The organism is Bacillus sp. Y3, assembly GCF_008123875.1.
In the GTDB taxonomy this organism is placed as follows: Bacteria; Bacillota; Bacilli; order Bacillales; family Bacillaceae; genus Bacillus; species Bacillus altitudinis.
Window position 1 is genome coordinate 399,415 of sequence record NZ_VSSC01000004.1, and the last position, 17,940, is coordinate 417,354.

The following is a 17,940-nucleotide window of genomic DNA, read 5'->3' on the forward strand; positions in this document are numbered from 1 at the left end:
CATGAGGTTCCATGATAATACGGCGCTCTTCTTCTCCATATAGTAAAGAAGGAAAACCACCAAAGCATTTGATATGATAAGACCAGAACTTATGTCAGGGAGCTGGAGCAAGTGTATATTATCGCACATAGAGGGTCATCAAGCGCAGCCCCAGAAAATACAATCGCTGCGTTTGATGTAGCTGTCGAGCAAGGAGCAGATTATATTGAATTAGACGTACAAATGACCATGGATCAGCACGTCGTCGTCATCCATGATGATACCGTTGATCGAACGACGAACGGAAACGGTTTAGTCAAAAGCTATACACTTGATCAGTTGAAAAAATTGGACGCAGGAAGCTGGTTTGACCAACAGTATACGAATGAACGAATTCCAACATTACAAGAAATTCTTGAAAGATACAGTCAGCGGATTGGGATATTGATCGAGATCAAACACCCAAAACGGCAGATAGGAATCGAAAAGGCCGTTGCCCGCATCATCAATCGGTTTTCCTATTCTCGTCATATCATCATTCAATCTTTTGATGTTCATGCACTGCAAAGAATCAAAGCATTCGCCCCTTCTCTTCGCACAGCTTTGATTATCAAGCCTGATGCATTTAAACTAACGAAACGAAAGTTAACGACATACAGCTCGTTTGCAAATTGTCTTAATATGAAGAAAACGATGATCAATAAATGGTGGATAGATCGTATTCATTCATTCGGAATGGAAGTATTCATATGGACTGTAAAAGATCAAAAAACAGCGGATCGAATCAAAAAATATCCAATTGATGGTGTGGTAACCGATAACCCGCTATTTTTTCAAAAGGAGAAATGATGCAGATGAAAACTTATTTCGCCGTTTTTATCGGTGGATTGATTGGTACACTTTGCAGATATGAACTAAGCCAAGCTGTCATCAGCCAGACATTCCCCTATGCAACGATGATTGAAAACATTTCTGGCAGCCTGCTTCTTGGTTTTGCGACAGGATACTTTCTATTTCAGAAAGCAAAAAAAGATCTTGCAGCTTTGATTGGAACAGGGTTTTGCGGCGGGTTTACGACCATGTCCACCTTTTCTAAAGAGACAGTTCTTCTGTTACAGGCAGGGCAGTTCAATTTAAGTATGATGTACATCCTGCTCTCAGTCATTGCTGGAGTAGCCGCTGCTTTAGCTGGCCTGATCCTTGCTGAACGGCTCTTTCATCAAAATAAGCAGCAGAAAGGAAGCAGATAAATGATTGTTTTTTGTACAGCTGTAGCTGGAGGGATCGGTAGTGCATGTCGTTTCTTCATCAGCCAAACAATCCAGAAAACTCCATCCCATGCCCTTTTCCCGTACAGTATTATTTTCATTAATTTATTAGGTGCAGCCGGTTTAGGTTTTCTCACAGGCGCTGTAACGTCCAATCATCCACTACTAGTGATCATAGGAACCGGTTTTTTTGGCGGCTTTACCACATTCTCTACGTTTAGTGTAGAATCTGCGACGATGCTGATGCAGCGTCAAATAGGAAAACTTGCTGCCTATTTACTTGTGACAATTATCGGCTCTTTATGCCTTTTTGCGGTGTTATATCAAATAGGACAACTTCTGTTTTAAATATCTGTGATGGCAGCTAGGCTGATGAGCAGTTGATCCATCAGCTGGCGCTTCATTAAAAACAGTGTCTTCTCACTATAGCCGATTTCGATTGCACATTTTGCCATGCGCCAATCTCGAAAATACTTATAATCAATGAGCTGCTGCTCTATCTCATCCAATTCTTTTAAAGCCGTTTCAATACAAGCAACAATCAGTTCATACTGACTTTTCTGCTCTTCTAATTTTTGACGTGCCATATGATGATGTTGGAGAGAACTTCGCTTTTCAAGCTGTCTTTCAATATTTAAAATGGCTGCTTGATAGTTCTTGAAATTTTTTAAATGAAACTCAATACGTTTCATTGAGGTTTTTTTCTCCGTGATACTTGCTGTTTCATACCAGAGCATGTCCATCCCCCCTTCACGAACGTTTGTTCTTATTATATACGAACATATATTCTCAAAAAAGAGGCTAAATACCTAAAAAAAACCTTGAGCTTATTTTTCGCTCAAGGTCATTTCATTTACTAACAGTGGCTCTTTTATATCAAGCCCTGTGCGTGTATTTTCTTTTTCTGATGATGTGACGCCTTTTTTCAGGTCGATCTTTTTCACATAGCGTCCATCCATCTCCAAGACCTTCATCCGAATATCATCAAGATAAATGGATTGTCCTTCTCGGATATCAATGTTCTCATTTAAGATTAGCCCGCCTATCGTATCAATTTCTTCATCATGATATGACATTTCGATCAAATCTTGAACTTCCTCTAATCTCACTTTTCCATCTAATATATAATGATGCTCCGCTCTCTTTTGAATGACAGGCTGCTCATCTTCATCGAATTCATCTCGAATGTCTCCAACAATCTCTTCTAAAATATCCTCCGTTGTGACAAGTCCAGATGTCCCGCCATATTCATCCGTTAAAATCGCCATATGCATTCGATCGCGCTGCATCTTGACGAGAAGCTCTTGAATTGGAATCGTGTCAATCACTTCAATCACTGGATAAATATAATCTTGAAGCTTCAGTTGATCTTTTTCTCCTTGATACACAATATCTGCAAAGAGCTGCTTTTTGTTGAGCATGCCAATGACATGGTCTTTATCCCCTGAAAACACGGGGAAACGTGTGTACTTTTCCTTTGTCATGATCGCCAGTATTTCGTCTAACGGCATATCTTCTGGAATCGCACAAATTTCTCTTCGCGGTATCATAATTTCTCTTGCGATTCGATTATCAAAATCGAATATCTTGTTCATATAATTATACTCTGATGAGTTGATTTCCCCATTTTTTAAGCTTTCAGATAATAAAATCTTTAATTCCTCTTCGGAATGGGAATGTTCTTTTTCAGACCCCATATCGATACCCATCATTTTCGTTAGTACACGGGCTGACCCGTTCAACACATAAATGAAAGGGTACATAAGGATATAAAATGCATGCAGCGGTCCTGACAGCCAAAGCGTCATTTTTTCTGCCTTTTGTATGGCAAGTGTTTTTGGTGCAAGCTCGCCAACAACTACATGCAAAAAGGTAATAATAGAGAACGCAAGTGTTGCTGAGATCAGGCTGATTGCTGAATCAGGAATGTTTGTCAAACCAAAACCTCGAACTAAAAGTTCTTTTACTGCCGGTTTACCGATCCACCCTAAACCAAGGGATGTCACTGTAATACCGAGCTGGCAGGCTGACAAATATTCATCTAGCCTTGATGTCACCTTTTTCGCCATGATAGCCTTTTTGGACCCTTCGGCAACAAGCTGATTAATTCTTGAACTTCTCACCTTTACAATGGCAAATTCAGATGCAACAAAGAAAGCTGTTAAAGCAATCAAAACTCCGACTATACTCAGATTAACAATATCGTCCATTTAACCTTGCTCTTTCTTAGAAGAACAAGGAGTCACCTCCTGATTGATGATGTTGTCTTTTGCAAAACGGTTAACTGATTAAATAAGACTACTTTGAGGGCCCCACTTAACCACCTCCGGTTCACGTAAAATCCGTCTCTCTACATATATATGAAACGGTATTCATTTTATCTTACCATAAATAATCTGAAAATTCCTGTATCGCTACAGTATTTTAGAGATGACAACCTAAATTGATGGAAATGCCCTTTGTTTCTTCATATTGGCAGGAAATCTGAACAATTATCTTGTATTTCAGACTCGAATTATATTAAACTATTTTCATAAACTATAACGTGACGGTTAGGAGGAGATGTTCAGATGGGGCTGAGAAAAAGTATCGTATTGGTGAACTAGCACAGATTGCACAGGTGACGAAACGAACTGTAGATTATTATACGAATCTAGGGTTGCTTGCGCCTGTTAGATCTTGCTCTAATTATCGTTATTACGATGAACATGCTTTAAAACGATTACAATTAATCGTTCTTTGCAAACAGCAGAGATTGGCTCTTTCTGACATCAAATCCAGATTAGATGAACAATTCCCTTCTCAAAAGGAAGAACATGACGAACTTGTCCATTTAACCTCTGATATCGATCGGATGAATGAGCATATGGACCGCATTTTGGCACGTTGTAAGCAGCTTCAGCCAGAACAACGTGAAAAACTAAAAGAGCAGCTTACTCCTGAAAAAATGACGGCTGTCCAATCATTTTTACTGCTGTTAAGTTAAAATTTTTACTAAACAGGAGGTGTTACCTTCGTTCTCAAAGTCAGAACGAAGGCCTTAATTGGACATAGTGAATTTACTCATAGTTGCTTTACTTATAGCTTTAACCGCGTTTTTCGTTGCATCGGAGTTTGCGATCATTCGCTTAAGAAGCTCAAGAATTGATCAATTAATTGCAGAAGGTAATAAAACAGCAGTTGCTGTCAAGCACGTCACGACTCACCTTGATGAGTATCTGTCGGCCTGTCAGCTCGGTATTACCATTACCGCCCTTGGGATTGGTTGGTTAGGGGAAGAAACAATTGCGCACATGCTTGCTCCACTATTTGTAGAGCTGTCGATTCCTCAATCAGCCAGTCATATTGTCACTTTTATTATTGCGTTTAGTATTATGACGTTTTTACACGTCGTGGTTGGAGAGCTTGCACCAAAAACACTCGCCATTCAAAAGGCTGAGCAAGTGTCCCTTCTATTTGCTAGACCGCTTATGATTTTTTACAAAGTGATGTTCCCTTTTATCTGGGTGTTAAATGGATCTGCTCGTTTATTAACGAAAGCATTTGGTCTTCAACAAGTATCTGAGCATGACATGGCGCACTCTGAAGAAGAATTGCGGATTATTTTATCAGAGAGCTATAAGAGCGGCGAGATTAACCAGTCTGAATTCAAATATGTGAATAAAATTTTTGAATTTGATGACCGTCTGGCGAAAGAAATTATGATTCCTCGTACCGAAGTCGTCAGCTTCCCTCATGATATTACGATTGAGGAAATGCTGAAAGTGACAAAGGTCGAGAAATATACACGTTATCCAATTGAAGATGGCGATAAAGACAACATCATCGGTGTTGTGAATATTAAAGAAGTACTCACTGCATGTATTAGTGGTGAATGTTCCACAAGTGATACGATCGAACATTTTGTAAACCCGATTATTCATGTAATTGAAACAGTTCCTGTTCATGATCTACTGCTTAAAATGCAGCGTGAGCGTGTACACATGGCCATTTTATCAGATGAATATGGCGGTACAGCAGGACTTGTAACAGTTGAAGACATCCTTGAAGAAATCGTCGGTGAGATTCGTGATGAATTCGATATTGATGAAATCAACGAAGTGCGTAAACTGGGAGAAGACCACTATATCTTTGATGGAAAGGTCCTTGTAGATCAAGTTAACCTGCTACTAGGTATTCAGCTTGATAACGAAGAAGTCGACACAATCGGCGGCTGGTTCCTTACACAAAAATATGAAGTCGAGAAAAATGACGCGATTCGTGAACAAGGCTATGAATTTATCATTAATGAAGTCGATGGACACCATGTGGCATACATCGAAGTCAAAAAACTAAACGAACAACTATTAGAAGCAGCTGAAGAAGGCGCTTCTTAAGAAAAAAACGACCCTTGCCTTAGCAAGTGGTCGTTTTCTTTATCCCTTTTCGATTAACTTAGCTTCAAGTTCTTTGATTCTTGTGTTTAATACTTCTGTCATCGCACCTAATCTTTCTTTTGGCGGCAGATGATCAAATTCAGACAGCTCAATCGGTTCACCAATGATTAAGCGCATTTTCCCCTTCTTAAAAAGGCTTTTTGCATTAGAAGGTCCTTTGTACGCTGCTGGAACGATTGGTGATTTGCCGAGCTGCGCAATCGTAACGGCCCCTCTTTTTAAAGGAACATCTTCTGTTGTACGTGTTCCGCTTGGAAAAATCCCAACGATTTTCCCCTCTTTTAATAATTTAATAGGCGTTTTAATACTGCTTGGCCCAGGATTCTCTCGATCAACTGGAAAAGCATGAATCTTCTTTAAAAATCCGCCGATCCATTTATTTGCAAACAATTCTTTTTTCGCCATGTAGTGGATCTCAAACGGAAGAATTCCTGCGCCTAATGCAAGAACATCCACAAAACCCTCATGCGTACAAGCAATGACAAACCCCCGGTCTGTTGGCAGATTCTCTTTTTGATATACTTTGATTCCGCCTCGGAGAGCAAAAAATGCTTTGACGGTATAGCCTGAAAATTTATACATAGTGCACTTCCTTTGTTTGAAGAATGAAGGATTTGTTTCTATTATAACAAATTTTTTATTACCTGGTACTAAAAATTTTCTCCTGCTGATAAAATAGAGACGGTTCACTAAAATCATCTTTTCACTTAAGATGACCGCTCTTTCTGTATTCAAGTATGTGTTTTTAGGAGAGAATAGAGGAAGAAATGTGTCCAAAATTGTCGTTTTTTGAGTTTTTTTCCTGATTTGTTCTATTGAAAACACTTTATAAATGATGCAAATTTCGCTATGATAAGGAGAAATGATTTTGATTCGGTGAAAGAGATGAGTAATGTACGGCCTATGAGAAGTTTCGTGCAACTTTATGCCTTTCTTATGCGTGTATAACATAGAGGGGAGAAAAATCAGTGACGATCGATGAAATTTATCAAATGTATATGAACGATGTTTACAGGTTTCTGCTCTCCATGACAAAAGACAAACATTTGGCAGAGGACTTATTGCAGGAAACCTTTATGCGTGCTTATATACATATTCATTCCTACGACCATAGCAAAGTGAAACCTTGGTTATTTCAGGTGGCACGAAATGCTTTTATTGATTATGTCAGGAAACATAAAAAAGAAGTGACCATATCGGATGATCTCATTGGCGGCCTTTTACAAACGTCTGTACAAAGTCCTGCTGAACAGATTGAAATAAAAGAAGTCCTCAACATGTATTTGGAGCAGCTTCCAGATAACTACAAGGAAGCGTTGACATTGTATTATTTAAAAGAACTGAATTACAAAGAAGCATCCAAGGTCATGAATATTACTGAAGCAAATTTTAAAAGTGTTTTATTTCGTGCAAGGCAGCGCCTAAAAGCACTATATAACAGAGGTGTTAATGATGAATGAAGAGTTTAATAAGCGATGGGAACAATATAATAATGGCGAGATGAACGAAGAAGAAATGATGGCGTTTGAAGAAGAGCTCGAAGAAAATGAAAAACGCTTAAGCCAAGAACTGAATGACTCAGATTGGACAGACTTCTCCATCAGTCCTGAAAAACAAAAAGCCATTTTACAATACGGAAAAAGAAAGTCCTATTTACGTATTTCTGTGCTTGCTGTCATATCTACACTGATTATTTTACCGCTTTGTACACTAGGTAGTTATCTATACTACGGCGTTGGCGGAGCAGACAGTAAAGGCAATCATTTTATGGAAACGGCCGCTGTAACAGTCGCCCTAACAAAACCGAATGTCGCCATTGATATGAAGGATTTAAAAGGGCAAGTCAAACTGTTTGGTATGAACACAGAACTTAAGCTGCAAAAACAAATTGGCAATAAAACAGAAGCCATCGGTAGTGAACAAATCGAAATGTTTTTCGATAAATTAAAGCAGCCTACGATCTCTTATTATGGCGACAGCGCACGTAATACGGAGGATTTCTTTACGCACCCTTCGTCGCAGGCAGATACATCTAAAAAACAAACACTCACCACTTTAGACAAGTTACCTGAAGGAACAGTGAGTGAAGTGTATGTATCCTATGACAAAGCATACACACCGAAAGACGTGTATTCATTTTCTAAAAAATATGATATGAAAGTGCTTTGGAATGCGATAAAAACAGAAGATTCATTAAGTGGAAATCAGCGTCCAATCGGTTTTCCCGGGAAAGACTCTGAATTTTTAAAAGAGCTTCAGCACACATCAAAAACAGAGGTTGATCAGTTCAAAGATGCCCTCGCCTATGTCAACCAGCATCCATCCTGGGCAAAAACGATCTCTGGCAGACCTGAACTTGACCTCTCTAACCGAATACGCTACATCAATCAAAATGGTGTCACGGTTTACGGTTCTGTTGTCACAGGTCCTTCTAAAGAAATAGAGAAATTTGTGAAGACAAAACGCATTAAAACGGCCAAAGTGAGCGAGGTGGAATTATGGAATTGGTAAGAATTTTTAAAGAGCATAATGTGTTTGGCTGGATTTCGGTCGGCACCGCTATTTTATCGCTGCTCATGCTGAACCTCGCCATTATTAGCAATGTGACATTTTATTCGTTTCAAATGCTTCCTTTTGCAATGGCCGCAGTTCCATTCGGTGTGATTGAACTGTTCATTAAAAAAGGCCGCACTGGACCAGGTTTCCTAGGCGTCGTTCTGAATATTTTTGTCATCGTTTGTGTCTATGCGATCGTCTCCATTGATGTCGATCTTCAATTAGGTTTTTAATACTAAAAAAGCCAGTCATACTTGACTGGCTTTTTCTGTACACTCTTATTTTTTGTTTAATTCGGAGTGCTTTCTTGAATATAAGAAATAGACAACAAGCCCAATGGCAAGCCAGATTAAGAAACGAACAAATGTGATGGTGCCCAGCTTATAAATGAGCAGTCCGCAAGATAGAATAGCCAAGATTGGAATGAGCGGCACTGCGGGGCATCTGAATGCTCTCGGTAAATCAGGCTGTGTTTTTCTCATGACAATGACAGCAACTGAAATCAAAATGAAAGCTGAAAGTGTTCCGATGTTCACTAGACTTGCCAGCTCATCAAGCGGAATGAATCCACCCATTAATGCTGACAATGTTCCAAAGAAAAGAGTATTGATATAAGGTGTTTTATGTTTTGGATGAACCTTTGAAAGAACCTTTGGTACCAAGCCATCACGAGACATGGCAAACATGACACGTGTTTGGCCGTACAGCATGACAAGCATGACCGTGGTCATCCCTAAAATCGCCCCAACATCTACAATACCCGCCACCCAATTTTGACCGGCTACTTGTAAAACAAGAGACACTGGATGGGATACTCCCTCAAAGTTCATAAATGGAACAATGCCTGTCATGATCGCACTGACTACCACATACAACACGGTACAAATCAATAAGGAAGTGATGATTCCTCTTGGCAAGTTGCGGGATGGATTTTTTGTTTCCTCTGCCGCAGAAGCAACTGCATCAAATCCGATAAATGCAAAGAATACGAGAGCTGCTGCACTTAACACGCCTGAAGTTCCAAAAGGAACGAATGGTGTCCAGTTTTCAGGTTTTACATATTTCACAGCGACTAAAATAAAGAGCAGAATCACCGCAATTTTCATAATGACCATAATGTTGTTGACTCGTTTTGATTCTTTAATACCGAAGTACAGCAAGAAGGTGATGATCATTAAAATAATAAATGCAGGAAGATTAAAATATGTCACTTGACCCTTTAAACCACCTGGTGCTGCTGTTAATTCAACCGGTATATGAATCCCTATCCCATTTAAAAACGACACAAAGTAGCCTGACCAGCCTGCTGAAACGGCACTAGCGGCTAGCATATATTCTAATATCAAATCCCAGCCAATGATAAACGCTAAAAATTCTCCCATAGATGCGTACGTAAATGTATAAACAGATCCTGATACTGGCACTGTGGAAGCGAATTCCGCATATGACAATGCCGCAAATAAACATGCAAGACCTGCAATCACAAATGATAAAACAAGTCCTGGTCCTGCTGTGACGGCGCCTGTACCTGTCAGAACAAATATCCCTGTACCGATAATCGCTCCAATACCAAGCATCGTTAAGTCAAATGAACCTAATTCCTTTCTTAACGCTTTTTCCCCTTGTGTTGCCGCAATTAGCTCTGAAATGCTCTTCTTTCTAAACAACGAATTGCTCATACCATCACTCCCAAAACTTAGTATCCGTCTAAAGACGCCACCACTTCGTAATTCACTTTATTTTCTGAATATTTAGATTTAATTTAGCGCAATAAATTAGTGGCGTAAAATTATTATATATGAAAATTAAAAAATGAAAACACTTTTTTTCGAAATAGAGTGAAAATTCTTATTTATCAACAAAATATTTGTCAATCATCAGGGTAGATTTTCTTCAATCTTTATTCAAATCATAGCTTGGCTTCTTCTATTTATTATACAACATACAAAATTATACTTTTTTGATATAATTTTTATAAAGTGAAAATAAAATTATTCTTTTGATAACTTGTCTTCACTTTTGCTTATTTAAAAGCCTTTAGACTCATAGAGAGCTATGATAAAGGACTGATTGAGCTGCGCAAACGATATACAAAAAAAGAGACTGCCTAGTAAGCAGTCTCTTAAGATCCATTATTAGTTTACAAATGTCTTTGCGCCAAGGTAAATTGGCTTCCAATAGCTTGAAGTCATATCGCTGATCGTCACACCATCAGAAGCAGCGTGGATAAACTTGTTGTTCCCAAGGTAGACACCCATGTGAGATGGGCCAGATTTATAGGTTGTAAAGAAGACAAAATCTCCAACTTTAGGTGTTGAGACGCTTTTCATTGATCCCCAAAAACCTTCAGTTGTTTGTCTTGAAATCTTTGTTTGTTTGTTAATGATATACCACATAAAACCGCTGCAATCAAAGCCTTTCGGTGTCGTTCCACCCCATTTATATGGTGTACCGTTTTGTGCTTTCGCATCTGCTACGAGTTTAGACGTGTTTAAAGAAGAAGTAGCAACTGTTTTTTCTTTGACAGGTGTTGGTTTCACTTTGGATGTCTTTTTCACTTTCAGCTTTTGTCCAATTTTAATCAGGTCTGTTTTGAGTTTATTTAACGATTTCAGCTCTTTCACTGTCATTCCATATTTTTTGCCGATTTTAGATAAAGTATCACCTTTGACAACTTTATGAGTGGCTGTCGCTGAAGACGCTTTTACTTTTGTTGTTGTTTTTGATGTTTTCGTTACCTTTTTTGAAGAAGTACCATTCACTTTTAAAGTTTGTCCAACATAAATCGTGTTAGATTTCAACTTATTGTCTGATTTAATCTTACTCACGGTTGTTTTGTATTTTTTCGCTAGAACAGAAAGAGAGTCACCTTTTTGAACCTTTACTGATTGTGCTGAGGCAGCTCCGGCAAATAATGTCGTCCCAAGTAGAACTGCACTTGCAGCTGTGATCAATTGTTTTTTCATTTGTTCCTCCTGTATGTATCTATCGTGATCCGAATTTTTATCTACTTTCTATTATAAGGATCGAATACCAGAAGAAATAGTCTTGACTTCCTACGACATTATGCTTATTAATTCGGCAAAAATTATTTTTTTTTAGGGTTCTTTTTATTTCATTTTTATTACACAATCATGACAAAACAAATGCATCTTGTCATAGATAAATCATACATTCATTTCTCTTTTTGGTTCATTCTATGTAAAGTGGACCTTTACAATTTTAAAGTGAACTTTACGGTGCTGTCATTTGGAATCCACACTTCTGCTCTACCATTGTAAACGTGAGAGCGATACATAAACAATGAGGAGGCAAAATGAATGAGTGTGTTGAAAAGCTCGAAAACGAAAATAGCTGCAATCGCAGCCGCATCAGTGTTATCGATTGGTATTTTTTCAGGAATTGAATTTGGACAGGCTGACAAAGCTGAGGCTAAAAAGAAACCAAAAAATGACGTACAAAATGTGATCGTGCTCATTGGAGATGGCATGGGAACACCTTACCTTTCAACTTACCGCTCATTTAAACACAACGGTGATCTTTCCAAGCAAACAGCGTTTGACCCTTACCTCACTGGCATGCATAAAACATACCCTGATGATTCTAAAAGTAACATTACTGATTCAGCAGCAGCTGGTACAGCCATGGCAACTGGTCAAAAGACATACAACAACGCCATTGGTGTAAACAAAAATGGCAAAAAACTAAAAACAGTATTAGAAGAAGCAAAACGCAAAGGAAAGTCTACTGGTCTCGTCGTCACATCTGAATTAACCAATGCGACACCTGCTGCGTATGCCGCCCACGATGTGTCTAGAAAAAACACAGCAGCCATTGCTGATGATTTCTTCGATGAGAAAATTGGCAAACAGCATACAGTCGATGTCATGCTTGGCGGAGGACTGATCGATTTTGTCCGCAAAGATCGTGATTTGACGAAAGAATTTCAAAAAGCAGGCTATCGTTACGTAACCAATAAAGCTGACTTACAAAAAAACAAAGAGCAAAAATTGTTAGGTATTTTTGCTGACGGCGGTCTCGATAAAGCAATTGATCGCGATAAAACGACTCCTTCCTTGCAAGACATGACATCCTCAGCCATCAAACAGCTGTCTAAAAACAAAAAAGGGTTTTTCCTCATGGTTGAAGGCAGTCAAATTGACTGGGCTGGACATGACCACGATATTGTCAGTGCGATGAGCGAAATGAAGGATTTTGAAAAAGCATTTGAAGAAGCCATTCGTTTCGCAAAAAAGGATAAAAACACGTTAGTCATCACGACCGCAGATCATTCAACTGGCGGCCTTTCCTTCGGGGCAGACGGCTCGGGAAGCTGGAATTATCAGCCTGTCAAAGCAGCAAAAAAGACACCTGATTTCATTGCAAATAAAATTGTAGGGGGTATGACGGTCGAGACTGCGCTCAAACAATACATCGACCTTGATTTCACAAAAGAGGAAATCGCCTCTATTCAAAAGGCAGCTGAAACAAAAGATCTTGTTCAAATTGATGATGCCATCGAAAAAGTCATTAATACGAGGTCTCATACAGGCTGGACCACATCGGGTCATACAGGGGATGAAGTACCATTTTATGCTTATGGACCAACAAGTGAGCAGCTAAAAGGGCTTATGGAAAATACAGATCAAGCGAAACACATTTTCAAACTGCTGAAAAACCAATAAAGTGCTAATCACAAAAAAAGATGTCTAGTCGTAGACATCTTTTTTGATCATTAAGTGAGATACTTCCTATGAACCCCTTTTCCATCGTATGAAAACATCACTTCTTTTCCTTCAAGAACTGACTCGATATGCACACTTCTTCCCCATAGCTGATGCAAATATGGAAGTACCTTTTCTAAGTATTTGAGATCGAGCTCAATGCCTTCATACCAATGTTTAATATAGAGTTCATTGTTTTTTAAATAGTCACCATCGATGACTGTCAAATACGGAAAGCCGCCATTGACCCTCATGCTGACTAGCTGATCACGGACTGCCTTCCATTCTTTATCAATGACTTTATAGTCTCTCCCCTGCTTTTGAAACAAGTACAAATCTTCCCTCATCACAAGGTCTTTCGTTAAGTAATTTCGAATAAAAGAAATGTCTGATTCAATTTCCCGCACTTCAAACATTTTACTGCGACCGGACCCTTCCGTCACTCCTGCTTTTTTTAATTCCTCGCATGGATGATCGTAGCGCTCTTCAATATCTTCAAAAATCTTCAGCCCTAAATAGTAAGGATTGATTCCTGTCTTAGATGGCTGCACGACACCTGCATTTAATTTGGCAAATTCAATCGATTCACTTGAATCTAAATCAAGTTCACGCATAATCCGCTGGTGCCAATACGATGCCCAGCCTTCATTCATGATTTTCGTTTCTAGCTGTGGCCAAAAATAGAGCATTTCCTCTCTCAGCATCGTCAGCACATCCCGCTGCCAAGGCTCTAGCTCCCGGGAGTGTGCCTCGATAAAGAGCAAAATATCTTTTTCTGGCTTTGGGGGGAATTGCTTGATCGTTTTCTTTTTCTCACGTGTTTTTGGTTCATCCATTCCCCACAAATCATCATATGGCGTTTGGCGTTTTGGTTTGTCCTCTTCATATTCATCTTCATCGTCGAGATTCCAGCTTAATTTTGAACGAACAAGCGACGGATCAATATGCTCCTGCAATGCCAATACAGCATCTAAAAAGGACTCGACTTCTTTTGTACCGTGGATATGTTCATATTCTTTAATTCGCTCTGCTGCCGCTGACATACTTTCCACCATATCTCGTTTTGTGTTTTGGAAACGGCAGTTGTTTTTAAAGAAATCGCAGTGTGCCAAGACATGAGCCACAATTAGTTTATTTTGAACAAGCGAATTGTTATCAAGGAGAAAGGCATAGCAAGGATTTGAATTAATCACAAGCTCATAAATTTTGCTTAATCCTAAATCATAATGAAGCTTCATTTTGTGAAATTGCTTTCCAAAGCTCCAGTGGCTAAATCGTGTTGGCATGCCATATGCACCGAATGTATAAATAATCTCCGCGGGACAGATTTCATACCTCATCGGATAAAAATCTAGACCAAACCCTTCTGCAATTTCTGTAATTTCATCAATGGCTCGTTGTAAAAGACGCTTTTCAGATACGCTCAAGGAAACCATCCCTCCTCATCGGACTTATCCCTACTATATGAGCGTACTTAATAAAACATGATGTTCAGCCAGTTGTTTAGACGACTTCCATCTCTTTCATGGACTGCCCGCCGAACGATTCATAATGGATATTCTCTTCCGGGATGTCCATCGCTTTTAAACTAAGGATCATCTCTTGTGTAAATGCTGGGGAACCGCAAACATAAAATTGGCCTTTCCCTTCACCAATGACTGATTGGAGGAATGGCTGGTCAATACGGGAAGCCGCCTTCTCAACCAGCTCACTCTTTCCACTCTTTTCAAATTGTTCGTTACAAAGGATAATACGCCCCTCTGGAGATGAAGTGAGAACGTGTTCAAACTCTTGTTCGAAAGCGGTTACATCCTCTAGTCTGTCTGCATGAATCATCGTGAATGGCTGATTGTTATGCGACGCTGTTTTCACTAAACCAATCATTGGTGTGACACCAGAACCGGCACTAATCAAATAAACGGGTTCTTTTGTGTCATCTTGCAAGCAGAACATTCCCTGCGGCATACTGACGTGAAGAATATCGCCTTCTCTCATTTCATCATGCAGGAATGTGGAGACATGCCCATCTCGTTTCACGGTGATGCGATAGTAAGATGGGTGATATTGATCTGATAAACTGTATTGTCTGCTGCATACATAGGCTTCACCCGGCATATCTACCTGCACCGTAATGTATTGACCAGCTTCATACATTGGTAGCTCCGATTCATCCTCTGGTACGAAATAAAAGGAAATGAGTGATGGAGATTCTTGTTTCTTTTTCTTCAGAATAAACGGTTTGACATCTGCCCATCCACCCGTTTGTTTCACATTTTCAGCCATCATTTCTGCCTCAATGGTGATGAATATATTCGCAATGATGTCATATGCAGCCTTCCAAGCCAACAATGTGTCATCTTCCTCTGATAACCCAAATACCTCTTTCATTGCTTCAAGAAGGTGATATCCGACGATTGGGTACTGCTCTTTTTTCACCATGACACTGACATGCTTATGGGCAATTTGTTTCACAGCAGGTAACAAGTCTGCCAAGCGATCAATGTGCAGTGCAGCTTGATAGAGTGTTGCGGCAAGCGCCTCTGGCTGGCTTCCATTCATGAGATTTGTTTTATTAAACTGATTGAGTAGCTCTGGATGCTGTCTAATCATATTTTGATAAAAAACTGTCACAAGTTTTGTTCCCTCAGCTTTTAGAAGAGGGGCTGATTGTTTAATGGCATTCATTTGATCTGTGGATAACATCGTTATTCCTTCTTTCAAAAGATGTATTTTAAATACATCTTTATCGTAATGGAAGACAACGTATAAAAGCAATATTTATAATACACGTTTTAAATGTTGTCACATTTAGTACTTTCTCGAACAGTTTTTGTCTAAAATGTGTTACGATGATACAAAACTCTATTAGGTTTAGAGGTCGTCCAAATGAAACTTACGAATTATACAGATTTCTCATTAAGGGTACTCATTTATTTAGCTTCGAGAGAAAACAATGAACTGTCAAATATTCAGCAGATTGCCGATATTTATGGCATTTCGAAAAATCACCTGACAAAGGTCATTTACCATCTAGGAAAACGTGGTTATGTAGAAACGATCCGCGGAAGAAATGGTGGGATTAGGCTGGGGAAAAGCCCAGAAAGCATTAATATTGGTGAGGTTGTCCGCTATACAGAGGATGATTTAGTCATGGTGGAATGCTTTGATCCGAAGAAAAACAGCTGTATTATCTCCCCGATTTGTTCATTAAAGCACGTACTTCATGAAGCACTCACTGCTTATTTACGCGTTCTTGACCAATACACATTAAGTGATTTAACACAAAACAAAGATGCTCTAAGAGAGCTTCTGCTCTAAGGCGAAAGAATTTATTTCTTTCGTCTTTTTCTTTACCTCCTTGTAATAATAATTTATTTAAAATTATTATAAATAAATATTGACTATCATGTTTGATTCAATATAATTAGGGTATATAGATTGCTAGAAACCATTTTTTGTTTACAGGAGGAGAAAAAGAATGACAAATTCTAATCATAAAAATTTGACGACGAATCAAGGCGTGCCAGTTGGCGATAATCAAAACTCAAGAACTGCTGGTCACAGAGGGCCTTCATTTCTTGATGATTACCATTTGATTGAAAAACTTGCACACTTTGACCGTGAACGTATTCCAGAGCGTGTTGTTCATGCAAGAGGCGCTGGCGCTTATGGTGTGTTTGAAGTAGAAAATAGCATGGAGAAACATACAAGAGCAGCTTTCTTAAGTGAAGAAGGAAAACAAACAGATGTTTTTGTCCGTTTCTCAACGGTTATTCACCCTAAAGGTTCACCTGAAACATTACGTGACCCTCGTGGTTTCGCTGTCAAATTTTATACAGAAGAAGGCAACTATGATCTAGTTGGGAACAACTTGCCGATCTTCTTCATTCGTGATGCACTCAAATTCCCTGACATGGTTCACTCTCTTAAGCCAGATCCTGTAACCAACATTCAAGATCCTGACCGTTATTGGGATTTTATGACGTTAACACCTGAATCCACTCACATGCTCACATGGCTCTTCTCTGACGAAGGTATTCCTGCGAACTACGCTGAAATGCGCGGTTCTGGTGTTCATACGTTTAGATGGGTAAACAAATACGGAGAAACAAAATATGTGAAATACCACTGGAGACCATCAGAAGGCATTCGCAATTTATCAATGGAAGAAGCTGCCGAAATTCAAGCAAACGATTTCCAGCATGCGACAAGAGATTTGTATGATCGTATTGAAAAAGGAAATTATCCAGCATGGGATCTTTACGTTCAGCTTATGCCGCTCAGTGATTATGATGAACTAGATTATGATCCATGTGATCCGACGAAGACGTGGAGCGAGGAAGATTATCCACTGCAAAAAGTAGGCCGCATGACACTGAACCGCAATCCAGAAAATTTCTTTGCTGAAACAGAGCAAGCTGCTTTCACGCCAAGTGCCCTAGTACCAGGAATTGAAGCATCTGAAGACAAACTGCTTCAAGGTCGTCTGTTCTCTTATCCTGACACGCAGCGTCACCGCCTAGGTGCAAACTACATGCGCATCCCAGTGAACTGTCCTTATGCGCCTGTTCACAATAACCAACAGGATGGCTTTATGACAACAACTCGTCCAAGCGGTCATATTAACTATGAACCAAACCGTTATGACGATCAGCCAAAAGAAAACCCTCACTACAAAGAAAGTGAACCGGTTCTTCACGGTGACCGTATGGTGAGACAAAAAATCGAAAAACCAAACGATTTCAAACAAGCTGGAGAAAAATATCGAAGCTACTCTGAAGAAGAGAAACAAGCATTGATCAAGAACTTGACAGCTGACTTGAAAGACGTAAATGAAAAAACGAAATTACTTGCGATCTGCAACTTCTATCGTGCAGATGAAGATTATGGACAGCGTTTAGCGGATTCACTCGGTGTGGATATTCGCTCATATCTTCAAGGAAGCATGAAATAAATCTTCTTTTCAGCTGGAGCACC

General features: G+C 39.3%; 18 protein-coding genes. 11 read left to right on the forward strand and 7 right to left on the reverse strand.

Features of this window, described 5'->3' with window-relative positions; genetic code table 11:
* Positions 1 to 111: 111 nt before the first annotated feature.
* From FXF70_RS11730 to crcB (FXF70_RS11740), 3 genes are read left to right on the forward strand one after another with little or no spacing between them, the layout of a single operon-like run.
* A complete protein-coding gene (locus FXF70_RS11730) occupies positions 112 to 828 on the forward strand; it encodes a glycerophosphodiester phosphodiesterase (RefSeq protein ID WP_148780286.1) in 717 nt (238 codons plus the stop codon).
* A complete protein-coding gene (crcB, locus tag FXF70_RS11735) occupies positions 828 to 1,229 on the forward strand; it encodes a fluoride efflux transporter CrcB (protein ID WP_148780287.1) in 402 nt (133 codons plus the stop codon). The genes FXF70_RS11730 and crcB (FXF70_RS11735) overlap by 1 nt, the downstream gene beginning before the upstream one ends.
* Positions 1,230 to 1,595, forward strand: a complete 366-nt coding sequence (crcB, locus tag FXF70_RS11740) for a fluoride efflux transporter CrcB (protein WP_148780288.1) — start codon at positions 1,230 to 1,232, stop codon at positions 1,593 to 1,595.
* Here the strand turns inward: crcB (FXF70_RS11740) and FXF70_RS11745 are convergent.
* Entirely contained in the window at positions 1,592 to 1,984 is a 393-nt protein-coding gene (locus FXF70_RS11745; RefSeq protein ID WP_017360342.1) for a hypothetical protein, read from the reverse strand. The two genes, crcB (FXF70_RS11740) and FXF70_RS11745, sit on opposite strands and share 4 nt — an antisense overlap.
* Before the next feature lie 90 nt (positions 1,985 to 2,074).
* Positions 2,075 to 3,457 carry a hemolysin family protein gene (locus FXF70_RS11750; protein ID WP_017360343.1) on the reverse strand — a complete coding sequence of 461 codons (1,383 nt, stop codon included), beginning with the start codon at positions 3,455 to 3,457 and terminating at the stop codon, positions 2,075 to 2,077.
* A 335-nt stretch (positions 3,458 to 3,792) separates the two neighbouring features.
* On the opposite strand from FXF70_RS11750, the gene FXF70_RS11755 reads away from it, so the two are divergent.
* Complete coding sequence (locus FXF70_RS11755) at positions 3,793 to 4,233, forward strand: MerR family transcriptional regulator (RefSeq protein ID WP_076821966.1); 441 nt, start codon at positions 3,793 to 3,795, stop codon at positions 4,231 to 4,233.
* A 58-nt stretch (positions 4,234 to 4,291) separates the two neighbouring features.
* Complete coding sequence (locus FXF70_RS11760; protein WP_007497105.1) at positions 4,292 to 5,623, forward strand: hemolysin family protein; 1,332 nt, start codon at positions 4,292 to 4,294, stop codon at positions 5,621 to 5,623.
* Between the two features lie 39 nt (positions 5,624 to 5,662).
* On the opposite strand, the gene FXF70_RS11765 is transcribed toward FXF70_RS11760, so the two are convergent.
* Positions 5,663 to 6,265, reverse strand: a complete 603-nt coding sequence (locus FXF70_RS11765) for a lysophospholipid acyltransferase family protein (protein WP_017360344.1) — start codon at positions 6,263 to 6,265, stop codon at positions 5,663 to 5,665.
* A 386-nt stretch (positions 6,266 to 6,651) separates the two neighbouring features.
* Here FXF70_RS11765 and FXF70_RS11770 point away from each other — a divergent pair, with 386 nt between their 5' ends.
* The 3 genes from FXF70_RS11770 to FXF70_RS11780 are packed head-to-tail and all read left to right on the forward strand — an operon-like array spanning position 6,652 to position 8,472.
* Positions 6,652 to 7,143 carry a sigma-70 family RNA polymerase sigma factor gene (locus FXF70_RS11770; protein WP_008348979.1) on the forward strand — a complete coding sequence of 164 codons (492 nt, stop codon included), beginning with the start codon at positions 6,652 to 6,654 and terminating at the stop codon, positions 7,141 to 7,143.
* Positions 7,136 to 8,194, forward strand: coding sequence for an anti-sigma factor (locus FXF70_RS11775; protein WP_017366923.1), 1,059 nt, complete (start codon positions 7,136 to 7,138; stop codon positions 8,192 to 8,194). Before FXF70_RS11770 ends, FXF70_RS11775 begins: the two co-directional genes overlap by 8 nt.
* Positions 8,182 to 8,472 carry a hypothetical protein gene (locus FXF70_RS11780; protein ID WP_008348984.1) on the forward strand — a complete coding sequence of 97 codons (291 nt, stop codon included), beginning with the start codon at positions 8,182 to 8,184 and terminating at the stop codon, positions 8,470 to 8,472. Before FXF70_RS11775 ends, FXF70_RS11780 begins: the two co-directional genes overlap by 13 nt.
* A 45-nt stretch (positions 8,473 to 8,517) precedes the next feature.
* On the opposite strand, the gene bcaP is transcribed toward FXF70_RS11780, so the two are convergent.
* Both bcaP and FXF70_RS11790 read right to left on the reverse strand, forming a co-directional pair.
* Entirely contained in the window at positions 8,518 to 9,918 is a 1,401-nt protein-coding gene (gene bcaP / locus FXF70_RS11785) for a branched-chain amino acid transporter BcaP (protein ID WP_008348986.1), read from the reverse strand.
* Positions 9,919 to 10,374: 456 nt separating this feature from the next.
* On the reverse strand, positions 10,375 to 11,205 hold the full coding sequence (locus tag FXF70_RS11790; protein ID WP_008348987.1) for a C40 family peptidase: 831 nt from the start codon (positions 11,203 to 11,205) through the stop codon (positions 10,375 to 10,377).
* Between the two features lie 354 nt (positions 11,206 to 11,559).
* On the opposite strand from FXF70_RS11790, the gene FXF70_RS11795 reads away from it, so the two are divergent.
* Positions 11,560 to 12,924: an alkaline phosphatase gene (locus tag FXF70_RS11795; RefSeq protein ID WP_148780289.1), complete on the forward strand. Its 1,365-nt coding sequence runs from the start codon at positions 11,560 to 11,562 to the stop codon at positions 12,922 to 12,924.
* Between the two features lie 50 nt (positions 12,925 to 12,974).
* On the opposite strand, the gene FXF70_RS11800 is transcribed toward FXF70_RS11795, so the two are convergent.
* Both FXF70_RS11800 and FXF70_RS11805 read right to left on the reverse strand, forming a co-directional pair.
* Positions 12,975 to 14,399, reverse strand: a complete 1,425-nt coding sequence (locus tag FXF70_RS11800; RefSeq protein WP_377862888.1) for a SpoVR family protein — start codon at positions 14,397 to 14,399, stop codon at positions 12,975 to 12,977.
* Positions 14,400 to 14,466: 67 nt separating this feature from the next.
* Complete coding sequence (locus FXF70_RS11805; RefSeq protein ID WP_148780290.1) at positions 14,467 to 15,666, reverse strand: globin domain-containing protein; 1,200 nt, start codon at positions 15,664 to 15,666, stop codon at positions 14,467 to 14,469.
* Positions 15,667 to 15,849: 183 nt separating this feature from the next.
* Between FXF70_RS11805 and FXF70_RS11810 the strand changes: the two genes are divergently transcribed.
* Both FXF70_RS11810 and FXF70_RS11815 read left to right on the forward strand, forming a co-directional pair.
* Positions 15,850 to 16,281 carry an Rrf2 family transcriptional regulator gene (locus FXF70_RS11810; protein ID WP_007497090.1) on the forward strand — a complete coding sequence of 144 codons (432 nt, stop codon included), beginning with the start codon at positions 15,850 to 15,852 and terminating at the stop codon, positions 16,279 to 16,281.
* Positions 16,282 to 16,441: 160 nt separating this feature from the next.
* A complete protein-coding gene (locus FXF70_RS11815) occupies positions 16,442 to 17,917 on the forward strand; it encodes a catalase (RefSeq protein ID WP_041091807.1) in 1,476 nt (491 codons plus the stop codon).
* Positions 17,918 to 17,940 lie beyond the last annotated feature (23 nt).